Source organism: Nocardia sp. NPDC051750 (assembly GCF_044453135.1).
In the GTDB taxonomy this organism is placed as follows: Bacteria; Actinomycetota; Actinomycetes; order Mycobacteriales; family Mycobacteriaceae; genus Nocardia.
In genome coordinates, this window is record NZ_JBITCK010000007.1 from 16,622 (window position 1) to 32,834 (window position 16,213).

Annotated in this window: 15 protein-coding genes; 9 read left to right on the plus strand and 6 right to left on the minus strand. The window is 68.4% G+C overall.

Annotated elements, in window-relative coordinates:
* Positions 1-48: 48 nt before the first annotated feature.
* Positions 49-963, plus strand: coding sequence for an SDR family oxidoreductase (locus ACIA75_RS27905; RefSeq protein ID WP_397109162.1), 915 nt, complete (start codon positions 49-51; stop codon positions 961-963).
* Here the strand turns inward: ACIA75_RS27905 and soxR are convergent.
* Positions 884-1,459, minus strand: coding sequence for a redox-sensitive transcriptional activator SoxR (soxR, locus tag ACIA75_RS27910; RefSeq protein ID WP_397109164.1), 576 nt, complete (start codon positions 1,457-1,459; stop codon positions 884-886). The genes ACIA75_RS27905 and soxR overlap by 80 nt on opposite strands.
* 130 nt (positions 1,460-1,589) lie before the next feature.
* Here soxR and arcA point away from each other — a divergent pair, with 130 nt between their 5' ends.
* Positions 1,590-2,846, plus strand: coding sequence for an arginine deiminase (gene arcA, locus ACIA75_RS27915; protein WP_397109167.1), 1,257 nt, complete (start codon positions 1,590-1,592; stop codon positions 2,844-2,846).
* A gap of 56 nt (positions 2,847-2,902) precedes the next feature.
* Entirely contained in the window at positions 2,903-3,262 is a 360-nt protein-coding gene (locus tag ACIA75_RS27920; RefSeq protein ID WP_397109169.1) for a GntR family transcriptional regulator, read from the plus strand.
* A 64-nt stretch (positions 3,263-3,326) separates the two neighbouring features.
* Here ACIA75_RS27920 and ACIA75_RS27925 read toward each other — a convergent pair whose 3' ends face one another.
* Positions 3,327-4,946: a dolichyl-phosphate-mannose--protein mannosyltransferase gene (locus tag ACIA75_RS27925; protein WP_397109171.1), complete on the minus strand. Its 1,620-nt coding sequence runs from the start codon at positions 4,944-4,946 to the stop codon at positions 3,327-3,329.
* A 271-nt stretch (positions 4,947-5,217) separates the two neighbouring features.
* On the opposite strand from ACIA75_RS27925, the gene rsmI reads away from it, so the two are divergent.
* Positions 5,218-6,063 (plus strand): 16S rRNA (cytidine(1402)-2'-O)-methyltransferase, encoded by an 846-nt coding sequence (rsmI, locus tag ACIA75_RS27930; RefSeq protein WP_397109173.1) that lies wholly within the window; start codon positions 5,218-5,220, stop codon positions 6,061-6,063.
* Between the two features lie 249 nt (positions 6,064-6,312).
* Here rsmI and metG read toward each other — a convergent pair whose 3' ends face one another.
* The gene (gene metG, locus ACIA75_RS27935) at positions 6,313-7,878 is read right to left on the minus strand and encodes a methionine--tRNA ligase (protein ID WP_397109175.1); all 1,566 of its coding nucleotides are present in this window, start codon (positions 7,876-7,878) and stop codon (positions 6,313-6,315) included.
* A gap of 371 nt (positions 7,879-8,249) precedes the next feature.
* Here metG and ACIA75_RS27940 point away from each other — a divergent pair, with 371 nt between their 5' ends.
* The 3 genes from ACIA75_RS27940 to rsmA all read left to right on the plus strand — a co-directional run bounded on the left by ACIA75_RS27940 (position 8,250) and on the right by rsmA (position 10,610).
* Positions 8,250-9,083 (plus strand): TatD family hydrolase, encoded by an 834-nt coding sequence (locus tag ACIA75_RS27940; protein ID WP_397109177.1) that lies wholly within the window; start codon positions 8,250-8,252, stop codon positions 9,081-9,083.
* A 149-nt stretch (positions 9,084-9,232) separates the two neighbouring features.
* On the plus strand, positions 9,233-9,415 hold the full coding sequence (locus ACIA75_RS27945; protein WP_397109179.1) for a hypothetical protein: 183 nt from the start codon (positions 9,233-9,235) through the stop codon (positions 9,413-9,415).
* 307 nt (positions 9,416-9,722) lie between these two features.
* Positions 9,723-10,610: a 16S rRNA (adenine(1518)-N(6)/adenine(1519)-N(6))-dimethyltransferase RsmA gene (rsmA, locus tag ACIA75_RS27950; protein WP_397110289.1), complete on the plus strand. Its 888-nt coding sequence runs from the start codon at positions 9,723-9,725 to the stop codon at positions 10,608-10,610.
* Here the strand turns inward: rsmA and ACIA75_RS27955 are convergent.
* Positions 10,592-10,801 carry a heavy-metal-associated domain-containing protein gene (locus ACIA75_RS27955; RefSeq protein WP_397109182.1) on the minus strand — a complete coding sequence of 70 codons (210 nt, stop codon included), beginning with the start codon at positions 10,799-10,801 and terminating at the stop codon, positions 10,592-10,594. The genes rsmA and ACIA75_RS27955 overlap by 19 nt on opposite strands.
* Positions 10,802-10,989: 188 nt before the next feature.
* Between ACIA75_RS27955 and ACIA75_RS27960 the strand changes: the two genes are divergently transcribed.
* Both ACIA75_RS27960 and ACIA75_RS27965 read left to right on the plus strand, forming a co-directional pair.
* Positions 10,990-11,961, plus strand: coding sequence for a 4-(cytidine 5'-diphospho)-2-C-methyl-D-erythritol kinase (locus ACIA75_RS27960; protein WP_397109184.1), 972 nt, complete (start codon positions 10,990-10,992; stop codon positions 11,959-11,961).
* A gap of 254 nt (positions 11,962-12,215) precedes the next feature.
* Positions 12,216-14,018, plus strand: a complete 1,803-nt coding sequence (locus tag ACIA75_RS27965) for an ABC-F family ATP-binding cassette domain-containing protein (protein ID WP_397109186.1) — start codon at positions 12,216-12,218, stop codon at positions 14,016-14,018.
* A 21-nt stretch (positions 14,019-14,039) separates the two neighbouring features.
* Here ACIA75_RS27965 and ACIA75_RS27970 read toward each other — a convergent pair whose 3' ends face one another.
* Both ACIA75_RS27970 and ACIA75_RS27975 read right to left on the minus strand, forming a co-directional pair.
* Positions 14,040-14,882: an Abi-alpha family protein gene (locus tag ACIA75_RS27970; RefSeq protein WP_397109188.1), complete on the minus strand. Its 843-nt coding sequence runs from the start codon at positions 14,880-14,882 to the stop codon at positions 14,040-14,042.
* On the minus strand, positions 14,873-16,195 hold the full coding sequence (locus tag ACIA75_RS27975) for a hypothetical protein (RefSeq protein ID WP_397109190.1): 1,323 nt from the start codon (positions 16,193-16,195) through the stop codon (positions 14,873-14,875). The genes ACIA75_RS27970 and ACIA75_RS27975 overlap by 10 nt, the downstream gene beginning before the upstream one ends.
* Between the last annotated feature and the right edge of the window lie 18 nt (positions 16,196-16,213).

Here is a 16,213-nt window from a genome sequence, read left to right on the forward strand (position 1 = left end):
GTCGGTACGCTGCTGCCGACAGCGCAGTCGGAGAATCGGAGTGTCGGTATGGGGCGGGTTCACCGCAGGAAAACGGTCGAGAACGCGAAGACGCTGGTCACCGGTGCCGCCAGCGGTATCGGCAAGGCGACCGCGCTGGCCGCGGCCGCGCGCGGGGCGCGGCTGGTTCTCACCGATATCGACGCCGCGGGACTGGCCGCCACGGTGGCCGAGGTCGAAGGTGCCGGGGGGACCGTGCTGCTCTCCCGCGCGCTCGATATCTCCGACTACGACGCAGTCGCCGAGTTCGCTGCCGCGGTGCACGAGGACCTCGGCAGTCTCGATGTGGTGATGAATGTGGCCGGCACTTCGGTCTGGGGGACCGTCGACAGCCTGGAGATCCGGCATTGGCGCCGGATGATCGATATCAATCTGCTCGGGCCGATCAATGTGATCGAAAGATTCGTTCCGCCCATGGTGCGGTCGGGACAGCCCGGTGCGCTGGTGAATGTCTCCTCGGCGGCGGGACTGCTCGCCCTGCCGTGGCATGCCGCCTACAGTGCGAGCAAGTACGGGCTGCGTGGTTTATCGGAGGTGCTGCGGTTCGAGCTCGCCGAACACGGGATCTCCGTGCACGTGGTGACGCCGGGGGCGGTGGCCACCCCGCTGGTGCGGTCCTTCGATCTGGTCGGGGTGGACAAGGAACATCCGAAGGTTCAGCGGGTCACCTCACTGTTCACCCGCCATGCGGTGCCGCCGGAGAAGGTCGCCGCGGCGATCCTGAAGGGGATCGAACGGAACCGGTTCCTGGTGTACAGCTCCTTCGACATCCGGTTCGGTTACTGGTGGAAGCGGAAGTTCGCCTTCCCCTACGAGCTGTTGATGCGCCAGGCCAACAACCAGTTCAGCACGCTGAAGCGGTCGGTGAATCAGGATCTGCCATCGGATAACACGGTGAGTCAGGGCTCTCCGGAAGCGCACTGACCGGATCGCCCGGTTCGCAGGGTTCCGATTCCGGGCAGTTCAGCTGGACGTCCAGGACACGGGCGCCCGGGCCCTCGGCACCCAGCCGGTCGTGCTCGTTGACGAGTTTGCAGCTACCCAGTGACAGGCAGCCGCAACCGATACACCCGGTGAGGTTGTCCCGCAACCGGACCAGCTGGGTTATCCGATCGTCCAGGTCTGCCTGCCACGCCGTGGACAGGGTTTCCCAGTCGCGGCGGGTCGGTGTGCGACCTTCGGGCAAACGATCCAGCGCGTCGCGGATATCGCTCAGCGGGATGCCGACGCGCTGGGAGATCCGGATGAACGCCACCCGGCGCAGCGTCTCCCGGGTGTAGCGGCGCTGATTTCCGCTGGTCCGGCGGCTGGATATCAGGCCTTCGCGTTCATAGAAGTGCAACGCGGACACCGCGACTCCGCTACGCTCGGAGAGCTGACCCGGGGTCAGTTCCTTGATGGTCCAATCCGCTGTCGGCATCTGCCCTCCTCCGTTACCCTAAACCATACTTCAGGTTGCTGGGTCTCGTGGGCGGAATCGCGGCAAATATGCCGCGAACCAGGTGATCCGCCGGTGTGCCCGCGGCCGGGCGGCGCATTACTGTCGGGATATGGGACCAGACGGCGCATCCGATACCCGGGCGAACCCCTCGGCCCCCGGCTACGGGGTCACCAGCGAAGTCGGCAACCTCCGTGCGGTACTCCTGCATCGTCCCGGCGACGAACTGCGCCGGCTCACCCCGCGCAACAACGATCAACTCCTCTTCGACGCGATCCCCTGGGTGGAACGTGCCCAGCAGGAACACGACACCTTCGCGGCGGTACTGCGCGAGCGCGGGATCGAGGTACTGCTGCTCGCCGACCTGCTCGCCGAAACGCTCGCGGTCAGCGGCGCCGCCCGCATCCAGGGTATTTCCGCGGCCGTCCACGCGCGCCGCCTCGGCCATGCGCTCGCCGGCGAACTGGCCACCCACCTGCGCGCGGTACCCGCACCCGACCTGGCGCGGATCCTGATGGCGGGAATGACCTTCGACGAGCTCCCCTTCGCCGCGGACGACACCTCACTGGTCCGCCGGATGCACCACGGCGGCGATTTCGTCATCGACCCGCTGCCGAATCTGCTGTTCACCCGAGACTCCTCGTTCTGGGTGGGACCCAAGGTGGCCATCACCGCACTCGCGTTGCCCGCCCGCGGGCGGGAAACCTCGCTGACCGATCTGATCTACGCCTTCCATCCGCGGTTCCTCGGTGTGCGGCGGGCCTACGAATCGCATACGGCCCCGATCGAGGGCGGCGATGTGCTGCTCCTGGCGCCCGGAGTGGTGGCGGTGGGAGTCGGTGAGCGCACCTCGCCCGCCGGTGCGGAAGCACTGGCCCGCAGCCTGTTCGACGACGGGCTCGCCGATACCGTGCTGGTGGTCCCGATCGCACAGAACCGCGCCACCATGCATCTGGACACCGTCTGCACCATGGTCGACACGGACGCCGTCGTGATGTACCCCGGAGTGCGCGAAACCCTCACCGCCTACACGATCCGCCCCACCGGGGACTCGGGCGGTTGTGTGGTGACCGGGCCCGAACCGTTCCTGCCCGCCGCCGCGGCGGCCATGGGAATCGGCAAACTGCGCGTGATCGACACGGGACTGGACGGGGTCACCGCCGAACGCGAACAGTGGGACGACGGGAACAACACGCTCGCCCTGCGCCCCGGCGTCGTGGTCGCCTACGAACGCAACGAGATGACCAACGCCCGGCTCGAGGACTCCGGGATCGAAGTCCTGCGCATCCCCGGCTCGGAGCTGGGCTCGGGACGCGGCGGACCCCGCTGCCTGTCGTGCCCGCTGGCCCGCGATCGACCCCGCGCGTAGTCGTGCGATGTCGCGTTTTCCGATGGCAGACGCACCGGATGCGGTAAGAACGAGCCATGTTCGAGATCACGGTGTCGCACGATTCGGGCGTCCCACCCTACGAACAGCTACGACTCGCCGTCATCGCCCGGGTCCGGGCAGGTGAGCTCACCGCGGGTACCAAGATCCCGACGGTGCGCGCGCTGGCGGCGCAACTGAGCCTGGCACCGAACACGGTGGCCCGGGCCTACCGCGAGCTGGAACAGGACGGGGTCCTGGAAACCCGCGGTCGCCTGGGCACGTTCATCGCCTCTTCCGGCGACCCGACAGCCGACGCCGCCGGCCGTGCCGCCGCGGAATACGTCGCCACCATCCGCCGCCTCGGACTCGACGCCACCGCCGCCCTCCACTACGTGAAAGTAGCGCTGGGCAGCTGAGCGCTCAGATTCTTCATTTCTCCGGCCGGCCCCCGCCCGCGACGCCGGAGGCGGCGCAATATATTCAGCGCCAGCTGGGGAGCCAGAGGTGGTCCTGCCAGTTGCCGGTGGTGATGGGCAGGGCGGTGAGGATCGGCCAGAGCCAGATGAAATTCGCGATCACCAGTGCGAGGTACAGGCAGACCGCGAGCAGTCCGAGACTGTGCCGTTCGCTGGGTTCCGCCGGGAGGAACGTACCGCCCGGACTTCGGGCGATCGGTCGTCGTGTCGTGCCGAGTACATCGCCGAGTACCAGCGCCACCGCCATCACCAGGAACGGGGCCAGCGTGACGGCGTAGAAGTAGTACATCTGCCGGTCCAGCGTCAGGAACCAGGGCAGCAGGCCCGCGCCGTAGCCGGTGAGGACGGCCGCGTAACGCCAGTCGCGGCGCACCGCCCAGCGCCACAGCCCCCACGCCAGCACCGGGAGCGCGACCCACCACAGCGCCGGGGTGCCGATCAGCATGACCGCTTTGACGCATTCGGTCTGCCCGCAGCCGGTGACCCCGTCGTCGGCGTAGTAGTAGAGCATCGGGCGCAGACCCATCGGCCAGGTCCACGGTTTGGATTCCCACGGGTGATGGTTACCGGCCGAATTGGTGAGCTCGGCGTGGAACGAGAGCGTGCGGGAATGGAAGTACCACAGCGACCGCATCGCGTCGGGGACCACATGGGACCAGAACCCGCCCGCGCCGATCCCGTCCTCGGGAGCCGAGGGGTTGCCGGTCATATAGCGGTAGACGGCGGTTTCGCCCCGGAACCAGGCCGCATAGCTGGCCAGATACACCCCGAGCGGTATCAATACCAGGGCGTACAGGGCCGGGCCGATATCGCGGACAGCGGTCCCGAACAGCGGTTTGCGCACACCGTAGGTGCGGCGGGCGGACAGATCGAACAGCACACTCATCAGGCCGAAAGCGGCGATGAAGTACAGACCCGACCATTTGGTTCCGCATGCCAGCCCCAGCAGAATCCCGGCCCCGAACCGCCACCAGCGCACCCCGAGCCGCGGCCCCCACGGCGTCACATCGGCCCGGCCCTCGGCGTCGGCGCGGGCGAGCCGCGCCCGGACCTGATCACGATCGACGATCAGGCAGCCGAAAGCGGCGGTGACGAAAAAGGTGATGAATATGTCCAGCATCCCGATTCGCGACGACACGAAGGTCGCCCCGTCGGCGATCAGCAGGACCCCGGCGAACGCGCCGAGCAGGGTGGAGCGGGTCATCCGCCGGACGATCCGGACGACCAGCAACACCAGGAGGGTGCCGAGCAGCGCCGCGGAGAACCGCCAGCCCCAGCCGTTGTAGCCGAACAGCGCTTCGCCGATCGCGATCATCTGTTTACCGACCGGCGGATGCACCACCAGCCCGTAACCGGGGTTGTCCTCGATACCGCCGGTCAGCATCTGCCAGCCCTGCGGCGCGTAGTGCTTCTCGTCGAAAACGGGTGTGCCGGCGTCGGTGGGGTAGTTGAGCATGGTGAACCGCGTAATGGCCGCGATCACCGTGAGGAACAGGCTGACCACCCAGCCGCGCACGGTATCGGTGGGTCCGAAATCGGGCGCGGGCCGCAGCGGCGCGGGGCTCGACCAAGTACGCGGCGGCCGCCAGGAAGCACTCGGGCGCGATGCGGTCACCTGTGTCACGGCGTCGAGTCTATGGCGCTGTTTTTTTGGCGCCGCCTCTGGTGTCGCGGGGTAAGGGGGGTGTCGACCCTGGTTTCGGGGCGAGCCATGCGGAGAGGCAAACCCGCACACTCCACCTTCTACGCCGCTCCGGTTCCCGGCATCCGGGTGGTCAGCGTCGGTGGTTCGAGACACGAGGGGGCCCCGAACCCGCGCGCGCCAGCGCGCAAAAAACACAGCCCATTAGGCTGCATTACGCAGGTCCGGACCTTCCGGGCCGGGGAGGAGTGCGGTGACTCAGGGCGGGCTGGTGCTGGCGGCGACACCTTTGGGGCAGATCGGGGACGCCTCGGAGCGGCTGCGGGAGGCGCTCGGTTCCGCCGATATCGTCGCGGCGGAGGACACCCGGCGGACCCGGTCGCTGGCGGCCGCGCTCGGTGTGGAGATCCGGGGGCGGGTGGTGAGTTTCTACGATCATGTGGAGACGGCGCGAGTACCCGCGCTGCTGGACGATATCGCCGCCGGGCGGACCGTACTGCTTGTCACCGATGCGGGGATGCCGTCGGTGAGCGATCCGGGGTACCGGCTGGTGGCAGCCTGTGCCGAACGGGAGCTGCCGGTGACCTGCCTGCCCGGCCCGTCGGCGGTGACGACGGCGCTCGCGCTCTCGGCGCTGCCCGTGGACCGGTTCTGCTTCGACGGTTTCGCGCCGCGCAAATCCGGGCAGCGTAAGGAATGGCTCGGCACTCTGGTCTCCGAGCGGCGGGCCTGCGTGTTCTTCGAGGCGCCGCACCGACTGGCCGAATGCCTGGCCGATGCTGTCGAGATCCTGGGCGGCGACCGCCGGGCCGCGGTGTGCCGGGAATTGACCAAAACCTACGAGGAGGTCGTGCGGGGCACCCTCGCCGAGCTCGCGGAATGGGCGGCCGGCGGTGTCCGCGGCGAGATCACCGTGGTACTGGAAGGCGCGAGCGCGACTGTCGCGGATCCGGAGGATCTGGTTGCGCAGGTGGAGGCGCGCGCGGCCGCGGGATTGCGACTCAAGGACGCCAGCGCGGAGATTGCGGAGGTCGCGGGGGTATCCCGGCGCGAACTCTACGATGCCGTTCTGGCCGCCCGCCGCGCCGCCACGGACTGATCGGAGTGCGAACCCGGGCTTCCCCGCTGCCGGCCGAGTTCCCCGCACTGCGTCGGGTAGTCGGCTCCATCTGGTTCAGGCCGGCCCGCGGGCTGCCCGAATCGCGGCCTCGTGGCGCGACTACGCCCCGCGGTCAGGCCGGGCCGCGCAGACGGTCGGGGCCGGCGGGCCGTGGTGTGCGGCCGGCGCGGTCCCTGCCGTGTGGCGGGCCGGCCCCGCGCCGGCGCCGGCAGCCGGTACGACGGACGGCTATTCGTCGGTTTTGGGCTCCACGTAGCGCGGGAACACCGGTTCCGGGGCGGGCAATGGGACGCCCGGGGTCAGCGGTGTGGCGATATCGGAAAACTCGCGGCCCGGCTGGGCGAGCAGGTCCAGGATCTTGGCCGCCGAGCCCGGCATGGCCGGCTGAACGAGGATCGCCACGATCCGGATCACCTCGAGGGTGACGTAGAGGACCGTCGCCATCCGGGCGAGATCTTCCTCGGTGCCGGATTTGCGTAGTGTCCAGGGGGCCTGGGCGGTGAAATACCGGTTGGTCTCGCCGAGGGTGAGCCAGATCTGCTCCAGCGCCAGATGCATCTGCTGCACGTCGAATTCGGCGCGGCAGCGTTCCAGCAGACCGTTCGCGCGGTCCAGCAGGGCGCGGTCGTCGGCGGTGAACTCGCCGGGCGTGGGTACCGCGGCACCGCAGTTCTTGGCGACCATGGTGAGGCTGCGCTGGACCAGGTTGCCGAACTCGTTGGCCAGATCGGCGTTGATCCGCGAGACGATCGCCTCGTGGCTGTAGCTGCCGTCCTGGCCGTAGGAGATCTCGCGCAGCAGGAAGAAACGGACCGCGTCGAGCCCGTAGGTGTCGACGAGTTCCAGTGGGTCGACGACATTGCCGACCGACTTCGACATCTTCTCGCCCTTGTTGTACAGGAAGCCGTGGACGAAGACCCGCCGCGGCAGTTCGATACCGGCCGACATCAGGAAGGCGGGCCAGTACACGGTGTGGAAGCGGGTGATGTCCTTACCGATGATGTGTACATCGGCCGGCCAGAACTTCCCGAACGCGGCGGGATCGGCATCCGGGAAGCCGACCCCGGTCAGGTAGTTGGTGAGCGCGTCCACCCAGACGTACATCACGTGGTCGGGGTGCTCGGGAACCGGGATGCCCCAGTCGAAGGTGGTCCGGGAGATGGACAGGTCCTTGAGACCGGCCTTGACGTAGCTGACGATCTCGTTGCGCCGGGTCGCCGGGGCGATGAACTCCGGATGCTCGTCGTAGAGCGCGAGCAGTTTGTCCTGGTAGGCGGATAGCCGGAAGAAGAAATTGGATTCCTCGGTCCAGGTGACCGGGGTCTTCGTTTCGGTGGAGATACGGCTGCCGTCGTCGAGCAGCGTGGTCTCCTCCTCGGTGTAGAACGCTTCGTCGCGCACCGAGTACCAGCCGGAGTAGTTGTCCAGGTAGATATCGCCGGTGTCCAGCATGCGCTGCCAGATTGCGATGCAGGCCTGCTGGTGATCGGCGTCGGTGGTGCGGATGAAACGGTCGAACGAGACATCGAGGGATTTGTCCATCCGCTCGAACACGTCGGAGTTGCGCGCGGCCAGCTCTTCCACCGAGATGTTCTCGGCGGCGGCGGTCTGCTGCATCTTCTGGCCGTGCTCGTCGGATCCGGTCAGGAAGAACACGTCGTACCCGTCGAGCCGCTTGAATCGGGCGAGCGCATCGGTGGAGATGTACTCGTAGGCATGCCCGATATGCGGCGCACCGTTCGGGTACGCGATGGCCGTGGTGATATAGAAGGCGGGGCGATCGACTGCGCTCATGGTGTGTCGATTCCATCATGAGGACCGGAGTGAACCCGACTCGACTGCGTGTTCATGGCATGAAAGGGTACTGGCCTTCTGCGGCGGGCCGGAATCGGTTTCCCCGGGTCGGTCGATCAGACTGCTGATCCGCGCCGCTGCCGGGGCCGAAACGGCGGCCGCACGAGGCTGTTCGTGGGCTGACGTGCCGGATAGTCCAGGCGTCGGCCGGACCGAGCCGGTCTCTGTCGCCGTTGTCGGGGTGGTGAGGTGGAGTCTCGTACCGGGGCGCCGGTCTCTACTGTGAAGACCGTGCCTCTTCGTGACTCCGTGCGAAAGTCCCGGTCCGCGCTCACGCCGGTTCTGATATTCCGGCGACAGGTGGCGGCCCGATGAGCGCCCGGCGTCCCGCGCCGCCGTTGCCCGAGCCCCTGGCTCCGCTGGTGGACGCCCACACTCACCTCGACGCCTGCGGTGCCACCGACGCGGCCTCGGTCGCGGAGATGGTGGACCGGGCGGCCGGGGTCGGGGTGGGCCGGGTGGTGACCGTTGCCGACGATCTGGCTGCCGCCCGCTGGGCCGTGCAGGCGGCGCAGTGGGACGACCGGGTGTACGCGGCCGTGGCCTTGCATCCGACCCGGGCGAACGCGCTCGACGATGCCGCGCGGGTGGAGATCGAGAAATTGGCCGCCGACCCCCGGGTGGTGGCAGTCGGGGAGACCGGGCTCGATTACTACTGGCCGGGCAAGCTCGAGGGGTGCGCCGATATCGAAACCCAGATCGACGGATTCCGCTGGCATATCGACCTGGCCGAGCGGATCGGTAAGCCGCTGATGATCCACAACCGGGAAGCCGACCACGATCTGCTGACCGTGCTGCTGGACGAGGGCGCTCCGGAGACGGTGATCTTCCACTGCTTCTCGTCGGACGCGAATATGGCGCTGTCCTGCGTCGCGGAAGGCTACGTGCTGAGTTTCTCGGGGACCGCGAGTTTCAAGAACGCCCACGAATTGCGCGAGGCGGTCCGGGTGGTGCCTGATGACCAGTTGCTGGTCGAAACCGATGCGCCCTACCTGACGCCGCATCCGTACCGGGGCGCCCCGAACGAGCCGTACTGCCTGCCGTACACCGTGCGGGCGATCGCGGAGATACGCGGGCAGGACCCGGTCGAACTGGCGGAGATCAGTACGGCGAACGCGCGCCGGGTATACGGATTCGCTGCCTGAGACCCCGCCAGCAGATAGTGATTTATCTCACAGTTTAGTCGGTGTCGTTTCGTCTAGCGCGGTCTGACCTCAGATCCTTCGGTATCGGGCCGGCGCGCCGGTTTGCTGCGGTTGTCCTCGCCCCCGGGCTTCGTTATCGTCCCGTGACCGTGTCACCCTTTGCGAGGATCAACTCCTCACGCTCGCTCCTGCTCTATGTGGCGATCGCTGCCGTACTGCTGGCGCTGATCGCCGGCGCCGGCGCGGCCATCGCCACGCACGATGCGCACGCTGATCGCGCGCATTCCGCTCCGGCCGCTATCTCCCACAGCCTGGACATGCCTGCCCGCTAGGCATACCGCGGTCTCCGGTCCGGAGTATGTGGGCTACGGCGCTCACCGGGCGTACGGTCGCCTTCGCCCCGCCTTGTGCGTTCTCCGTGTGGCGGGCTTCGTGTCTGCGGTGTCACGAAGCCTGCATTGAACCGGTGTGTGCGCACGCGGGCGGAGGTCGTGCGATTCGGCACCTCCGACCTTGGCTTCGCCGCGTGCGAGCCTGTCGGCGAACTCCGCCGGTTGCGCCCAAGGGGGTCGATCGGAGCCCGCGCTCGCCGGTGGCTGCCCGGCGGGTTGGTAAGTTCGCCCGGTGTCGGATGCCGAGATGATGGCGCGTGGTGAGGCGGCTCTGCTGGGGCCCGCGCAGGTGCGGGAGCTGGCCGAGCGGTTCGGCGTCCGGCCGACCAAACAGCTCGGGCAGAACTTCGTGCACGATGCCAACACTGTCCGGCGGATCGTGAGCGCGGCCGGAGTAGGCCGTGCGGATACGGTGCTCGAGGTGGGGCCCGGTCTCGGGTCGCTGACCTTGGCGCTGCTGGACGTGGTGGATTCGGTACTCGCGGTGGAGATCGACCCGGTCCTGGCGCGCCAATTGCCCGAGACGGTGCGGGAGCGGGCCGGTGCACTGGCCGACCGGCTGACCGTGGTGCCCGGTGACGCGCTGCGGATCCGTCAGGGCATGCTACCGGCGGCGCCGACCGCCCTGGTGGCGAATCTTCCCTACAACGTGGCCGTACCGGTGCTGCTGCACCTGCTGGCCGAGTTCCCGAGTATCGGCACGGCACTGGTGATGGTGCAGGCCGAGGTCGCGGATCGGCTCGCGGCCCGGCCGGGTAGCCGGGTGTACGGGGTGCCGAGCGTGAAGGCGGGCTTCTACGGAACCGTGGCCAAGGCCGGTTCGGTGGGCAGGCAGGTGTTCTGGCCGGTGCCGCAGGTGGAATCGGGTCTGGTGCGGGTCGATCGGTTCGCCGAATCTCCGTGGCCGGTGGACGAATCGCACCGGAAACAGGTTTTCGAGGTGATCGACCTGGCGTTCGCGCAGCGCCGCAAGACGCTGCGGGCGGCGCTGGCGGGCTGGGCGGGTAGCCCCGCGGAGGCGGAGCGACGGCTGCTGGCCGCCGGGATCGCGCCTACTGCCCGCGGGGAAACCCTGGATACCGCGGCGTTCGTCGCTCTCGCCGCGCAGCCGGGGACTCAGCCGGCGAGTTCGTAGCCCGCCTCGTCCACTGCGGCGGCGATATCGGTCGCGGCGATATCGGTTCCGGCCGCGACGACGACCCGGCCGCTGGCCAGATCGATATCGACGCTGGTGACGCCGTCGATTTTGCCGATTTCGGTTTTGACCGCCTGGACGCAGTGGTCGCAGGTCATGCCGGTGACGGTGTACGTGCTGGTGGTGGGCATGGCGTCTCCTTCGCACTCGATGTCCCATCGGGACCGATCGCAAATATACCCCCAGGGGGTACTTTGCGGCAAGGGTTGCATGCCCAGGGCAAAGGTGTGCGGGTGTCAGGAGTGCCGCCGCCTCCGGGCGGGCCGTGCGCGGTCTTCCGATGGGCTTCGGCCCGCCGCGCGCATTAGGCTAGGGCACCGTGCTGTCCGTTGTGCCCAGTCCCGTCACCGTGCGGGCACCCTCGAAAGTCAACCTCCATCTGGGAGTGGGTGACCTGCGCGCAGACGGCTACCACGAGCTCACCACTGTTTTCCAAGCGCTGTCCCTGGCCGACGATCTGGAGATCGCGCCCGCCAACTCGCTCACGCTGCGGGTCACCGGGGAAGGCGCCGCGGAGGTACCCACCGACCGGACCAACCTGGTGTGGAAGGCCGCGGTACGCCTCGCCCAGCTGGCCGGCCGCGCACCGCTGGTGGAGATCACCATCGACAAGGGCATTCCGGTGGCCGGGGGAATGGCCGGTGGCAGCGCCGACGCGGCCGCCGCGCTGGTCGGCCTGAACGAACTCTGGGAACTCGGCATGCACCGGGACGAACTCGCCGCGGTGGCGGCCGAGCTGGGCAGCGATGTGCCCTTCGCCCTGCATGGCGGCACCGCGCTCGGCACCGGTCGTGGGGAACGGCTGTTACCGGTGCTGTCGCGCAACGCCTTTCATTGGGTCCTGGCGCTGGCCAAGGGTGGGCTGTCCACCCCGGAGGTCTTCACCGAACTCGACCGGCTCCGCGTCCAGGGCTCCCCGCCCCGGCTCGGCGAGCCGCAGGCACTGATGCAAGCCCTGGCCTCCGGGGACGCGCGGCAGCTCGCGCCGCTACTCGGCAACGACCTGCAGGCCGCGGCGGTGTCACTGCGCCCCGATCTGCGCCGCACCCTGCGCGCGGGCGTGGAGGCGGGCGCGCTGGCCGGGCTGGTCTCCGGTTCCGGCCCGACCTGTGCCTTCCTCTGCGAAACCGCCGAATCCGCCGTCGCGGTCGCGGCAGAACTGTCCGGCGCCGGAGTCGCCCGCAGTGTGCGGACGGCGACCGGCCCGGTGCCGGGGGCGCGGGTCACGAGCCAGGGCGAACCGCATCACCCCGCCCCCGAACCCCCGGCCCCCGGTCCACGCCGGGCATGATTCCGTTCGGGGCCGGTTCGGGCGACGCATGATCAGGTCCGGTGGGGGCATCGGCGTGCCCGGCCGGTTCGTCCAACGGCGCCGAGTCCGGCGTCCGGGACCGAGCTCGATGGCGGTCGGCCGGGAGCTGCCAGGCGTGCCTCCGCGTTCGCTTCGGTCGTGCGCGGGCTGCGGATGGGCTGCGTCCGGCAGCGCCTATTAGGCTGACCTGGGCCGCGGATCGGCGCGGCACGCAGCAGGAGACGGAAGGATCCATGTCCAACCTGATCAACCTCGAACAGGTCAGCAAGAGTTTCGGGATCAAACCGCTGCTCGACGGAGTCTCGCTCGGTGTGCACGCCGGGGACCGGATCGGGGTGGTGGGACTCAACGGCGGTGGGAAGACCACGCTGCTCGAGGTGCTGACCGGTATCGAGGAGCCCGACAGCGGCCGGGTGAGCCGGCTCGGCGGGCTGCGGATGGCCGTGGTCACGCAGCGCGGGGTGCTCCCGCAGGGTGCGACCGTCGGGGAAGTGGTGCTCGCCGGGCTGGCCGAGGACGCCCCGTCGGGGGATCTCGCGGAACACGAATGGGCCGCCGATTCCCGGATCCGCTCGGTACTCGACGGAATCGGGATCGCCGACCTGGGCCTGGACACCTCGGTCACGAACCTCTCCGGTGGCGAACGCCGCCGGGTCGCACTGGCCGCCGCCCTGGTGCGCGAACTGGATCTGCTGGTGCTGGACGAACCCACCAACCATCTCGATGTCGAGGGGGTGCAGTGGCTGGCCGAACATCTGCTGGCCCGGCGTAGCGCGCTGGTCGTGGTCACCCACGACCGCTGGTTCCTCGACACCGTCGCCACCAGCACCTGGGAAGTGGTGGGCGGCCGGGTGGAGACCTACGAGGGCGGATACGGCGACTGGGTGTTCGCCCGCGCCGAACGCGCCCGGCAGGCCGATGCCACCGAGGCCAGGCGGCGGAATCTGGCGCGTAAGGAACTGGCCTGGCTGCGGCGGGGTCCGCAGGCCCGCACCTCCAAACCGCGCTATCGGGTCGAGGCCGCCGAAGCGCTGATCGCCGATGTGCCACCGCCGCGGGACAGTGTCTCGCTCAGCTCGTTCGCGAAGAAACGTCTGGGCCGGGTGGTGGTGGAACTCGAGGACACCACGCTCACCACACCCGACGGCCGGGAGCTGGTGCACGATCTGACCTGGCGCCTGGCGCCCGGTGAGCGGATCGGTCTGGTGGGGGTGAACGGCTCGGGTAAGACCACGCTGCTGCGTGCCCTGGCCGGGGACGTCGCCCCGGTCGCGGGGAAGCGGGTGCAGGGCCAGACCGTCCGGATCGGCTGGCTGCGGCAGGAACTCGACGATCTCCCCGTCGAGATGCGGGTGCTCGAGGCGGTGCAGGAGATCGCCATGCGCATCACGCTGGGGGAGGGCAGTAAAGCGCTGGAGCTGTCCGCCGGGCAGCTCGCCGAACGACTCGGGTTCACCCCGGCCCGGCAGCGCACCCCGGTCCGGGACCTGTCGGGCGGGGAACGGCGACGGCTGCAGCTGACCCGGATCCTCATGTCCGAGCCGAATGTGCTGCTGCTGGACGAGCCCACCAATGACCTCGATATCGACACCCTGCAGCAGTTGGAGGATCTGCTGGACAACTGGGCCGGGACCCTGGTGGTGATCAGCCACGACCGCTATCTGATCGAGCGGATCTGCGACACCACCTGGGCACTGTTCGGGGACGGCAAACTCACCAATCTGCCCGGGGGAATCACCCAGTACCTGCGCCGCCGGGCCGAGATGGCCACGGGGGATTCCGCCCGTGGATCCGACAGCAGAGCCGAACCGGCGCAAACCGATTCGGCGGCCTATCGGGCGGCCCGCAAGGAACTCGCTCGCCTGGAACGCGCCATCGACAAACTCGGCGAGCGGGAAGCGGCGCTGCACACCGCACTGGCCGAGGCCGCCACCGAACCCGACAAACTGATCACCCTGGGCGCCGAGCTGAAAGATGTGCAGGCGCAGAAGGAAACCGCCGAGGAACGCTGGATGGAACTCGCCGACCAGGCCTGAGGTGTGGTGGGCGGGGAAGGATCAGGGGGCTTCGCCTGCGGGCCCGTCCTCACCGGCGATGGGCAGGCTGGCCTGTACGAATTCGGCACCGAATGTGGTGAGGGCGATCCCGCGATGCCGGAGTTTGCCCCGTCCGCCGGTCGGCTTCAGCATTTCCGCGACCGCCGGCTGAGCTTCCAGGAGTTGATAGCGCTCCGGCGTGCCCACGGGTTCGCCCAGAATCTCGATCAGGCCGATGCGGCGCAGATTCGTCAGATAGCGCTGTGTCCGATCGGGATGCCGCAGTCCGGCGTGCTCACCGATCATGCTCACGCCGAGATCGTCCGGCCCGGGTTGTGGTTCCGTCCCTCTGCGGGTGCGCCGCGACGAACGACCCCCGCGTGGGGTCACGGTGGGCTGGGGCCCGTCGAGCCGCAGCAGCCGCAGAATGCGGGCCTCGTCGGAGGTGAGTTCGGCCAGGACCCGGGCGAACGCGGGATGCCCTTCGTCCGGGGCCCGGGTGCTGGCGGCCAGCCGCAGGAGCGCCGCGCCCTGTTCCCGCAGCGACCGCTCGGTCGGCGAGGCGGTAGCGGACGGTTCCGCGGCCGTGACCCCGAGTGCCAGGCGCAGCGCCTCACGGACCTGCCCGATCGCCTCGGTGCGGACCTGGGCCTGTGGTTCTCCGGCCATACTTCCGCGCACCACCGTCTCGGTGACATCGAGTGCCGTGTGCACACCCCAGCGCGCCGTACCGGACACCACCGACGCTGCGACCCGCGCGATACCGCCCACGGCACGCACCGCCGCGACGGGCCCGATCGGCCTGCCGGACCCGCCGGCGCTGTCGGGTTCGCTGATCTCCGGTGGTTCCTTGTTCACAGCCATGTGGTCGCCACCCCCGTTCCGAAGACCAGGATATGCGCGTATCCCGCGAACAAGCCCAGGACACCGCCGTGCACGAACAGCAGCCATTCGTCCTGCTTGATGGCCGCCCGCAGCATATCGACGAAATCGTTCGGCGACAGCTCCGACATCTGCTTGGCGATATAGGCGCCGATCTGCTTGCCCTGCCGTTCGTTGAAATCCGCGTCGGCGAACGCCAGCGGCGCGATGGCCATCGCCTCCGAGGTCAGGGTCTGGGTCAGTGACTGATAATCGCGGCTGCCGAGTACCAGTTTCACCGCACCGCGGGCCGGACCCAGGGCGCGATCGGCGGCCGGGCGCAGGGTGTCCTCCAGCATCTGCAGCGTGCGATCGGATTTGGGCCCGTTGAGCAGTTCGTCGCCGATATTGGCCACCGTCATCACCTGGGTGGAGACGAGTTCGGCGTAACCGTCGGTGATCTCGTTCTGCCGTTTGATCAGCAGGCCCTGCCGCCACGGGCACCACCATTTCGGTTCGGCGGGCGCAAAAATCATATTCAGGCCCACCCAGTTGACGACCCAGCCGATGATCACCCCGCCGATCGGCAGTACCGCCAGCGTCGGCCATCCGGTCACATGCAGGATCCCGACCAGCACCACACCCATCGGGGCGCCGAAATAGAGACCGAAATTCTGCATGAACCGCAATTCTTTGGCACCCAGCACCTGGAACAGCTGATTCAGCAACTGCGGGCGGGCCTGGAAATAGCGGATGACCATTTGCTTGACATCGAGCAACTGGTCGATGTTGGCACCCAGTTCGCCGGTGAGTTCGCGCAGAATATCCGGTAGTTGCCGGCGCACCCGATCGTGGACCGCTTCGCGGAGCTGAGTCGGCAGGTTGTACCAGAGCTGCGGGTGCTCGCGGCGCAGGATGTTCTCGACGATATCGCGGATCTGGGATTCGGCGGTCAGCGCGAGATGCTCGGCGAGCGCGTCCGGCTCCAGTTCCCGATAGAAATCGGCGACACTGCCGAGCTTCGAAAGTCCTTTGTCCACCGCGATACTGGCCATTTTGTCGGCCCGCGACGGCACGATGCCCTGCCAGCCGAAGCGGCCGTCGTGGCTGAGCAGCGGCAGGATCTGGATCCGTTTGGGCAGATACGGGTACAGATACTGCAACCCCGGCACCCGGATTCCGTGAAAAGCGATCGGCCGGAACAGCATCAGCACACCGGTCCAGTTGGTGATGTACCCGATGACTCCGGTGAACAGCGGAATGGTCAGTAATTCCAGGAGGATCGTCGGGTGTATCCCGAACACACTCTCCAACACGACACACCCTCCTGCTCC

Bases quoted from the DNA above. Each gene is read 5' to 3' on its own strand.
- metG (WP_397109175.1), bottom strand. From the start codon at position 7,878: ATGAGCGCAGTCGATCGCCCCGCCTTCTATATCACCACGGCCATCGCG.
- ACIA75_RS27905 (WP_397109162.1), top strand. From the start codon at position 49: ATGGGGCGGGTTCACCGCAGGAAAACGGTCGAGAACGCGAAGACGCTG.
- ACIA75_RS27970 (WP_397109188.1), bottom strand. From the start codon at position 14,882: ATGGCTGTGAACAAGGAACCACCGGAGATCAGCGAACCCGACAGCGCC.
- ACIA75_RS27940 (WP_397109177.1), top strand. From the start codon at position 8,250: ATGAGCGCCCGGCGTCCCGCGCCGCCGTTGCCCGAGCCCCTGGCTCCG.
- arcA (WP_397109167.1), top strand. From the start codon at position 1,590: ATGGGACCAGACGGCGCATCCGATACCCGGGCGAACCCCTCGGCCCCC.
- ACIA75_RS27965 (WP_397109186.1), top strand. From the start codon at position 12,216: ATGTCCAACCTGATCAACCTCGAACAGGTCAGCAAGAGTTTCGGGATC.
- ACIA75_RS27955 (WP_397109182.1), bottom strand. From the start codon at position 10,801: ATGCCCACCACCAGCACGTACACCGTCACCGGCATGACCTGCGACCAC.
- ACIA75_RS27920 (WP_397109169.1), top strand. From the start codon at position 2,903: ATGTTCGAGATCACGGTGTCGCACGATTCGGGCGTCCCACCCTACGAA.
- rsmA (WP_397110289.1), top strand. From the start codon at position 9,723: ATGATGGCGCGTGGTGAGGCGGCTCTGCTGGGGCCCGCGCAGGTGCGG.
- soxR (WP_397109164.1), bottom strand. From the start codon at position 1,459: ATGCCGACAGCGGATTGGACCATCAAGGAACTGACCCCGGGTCAGCTC.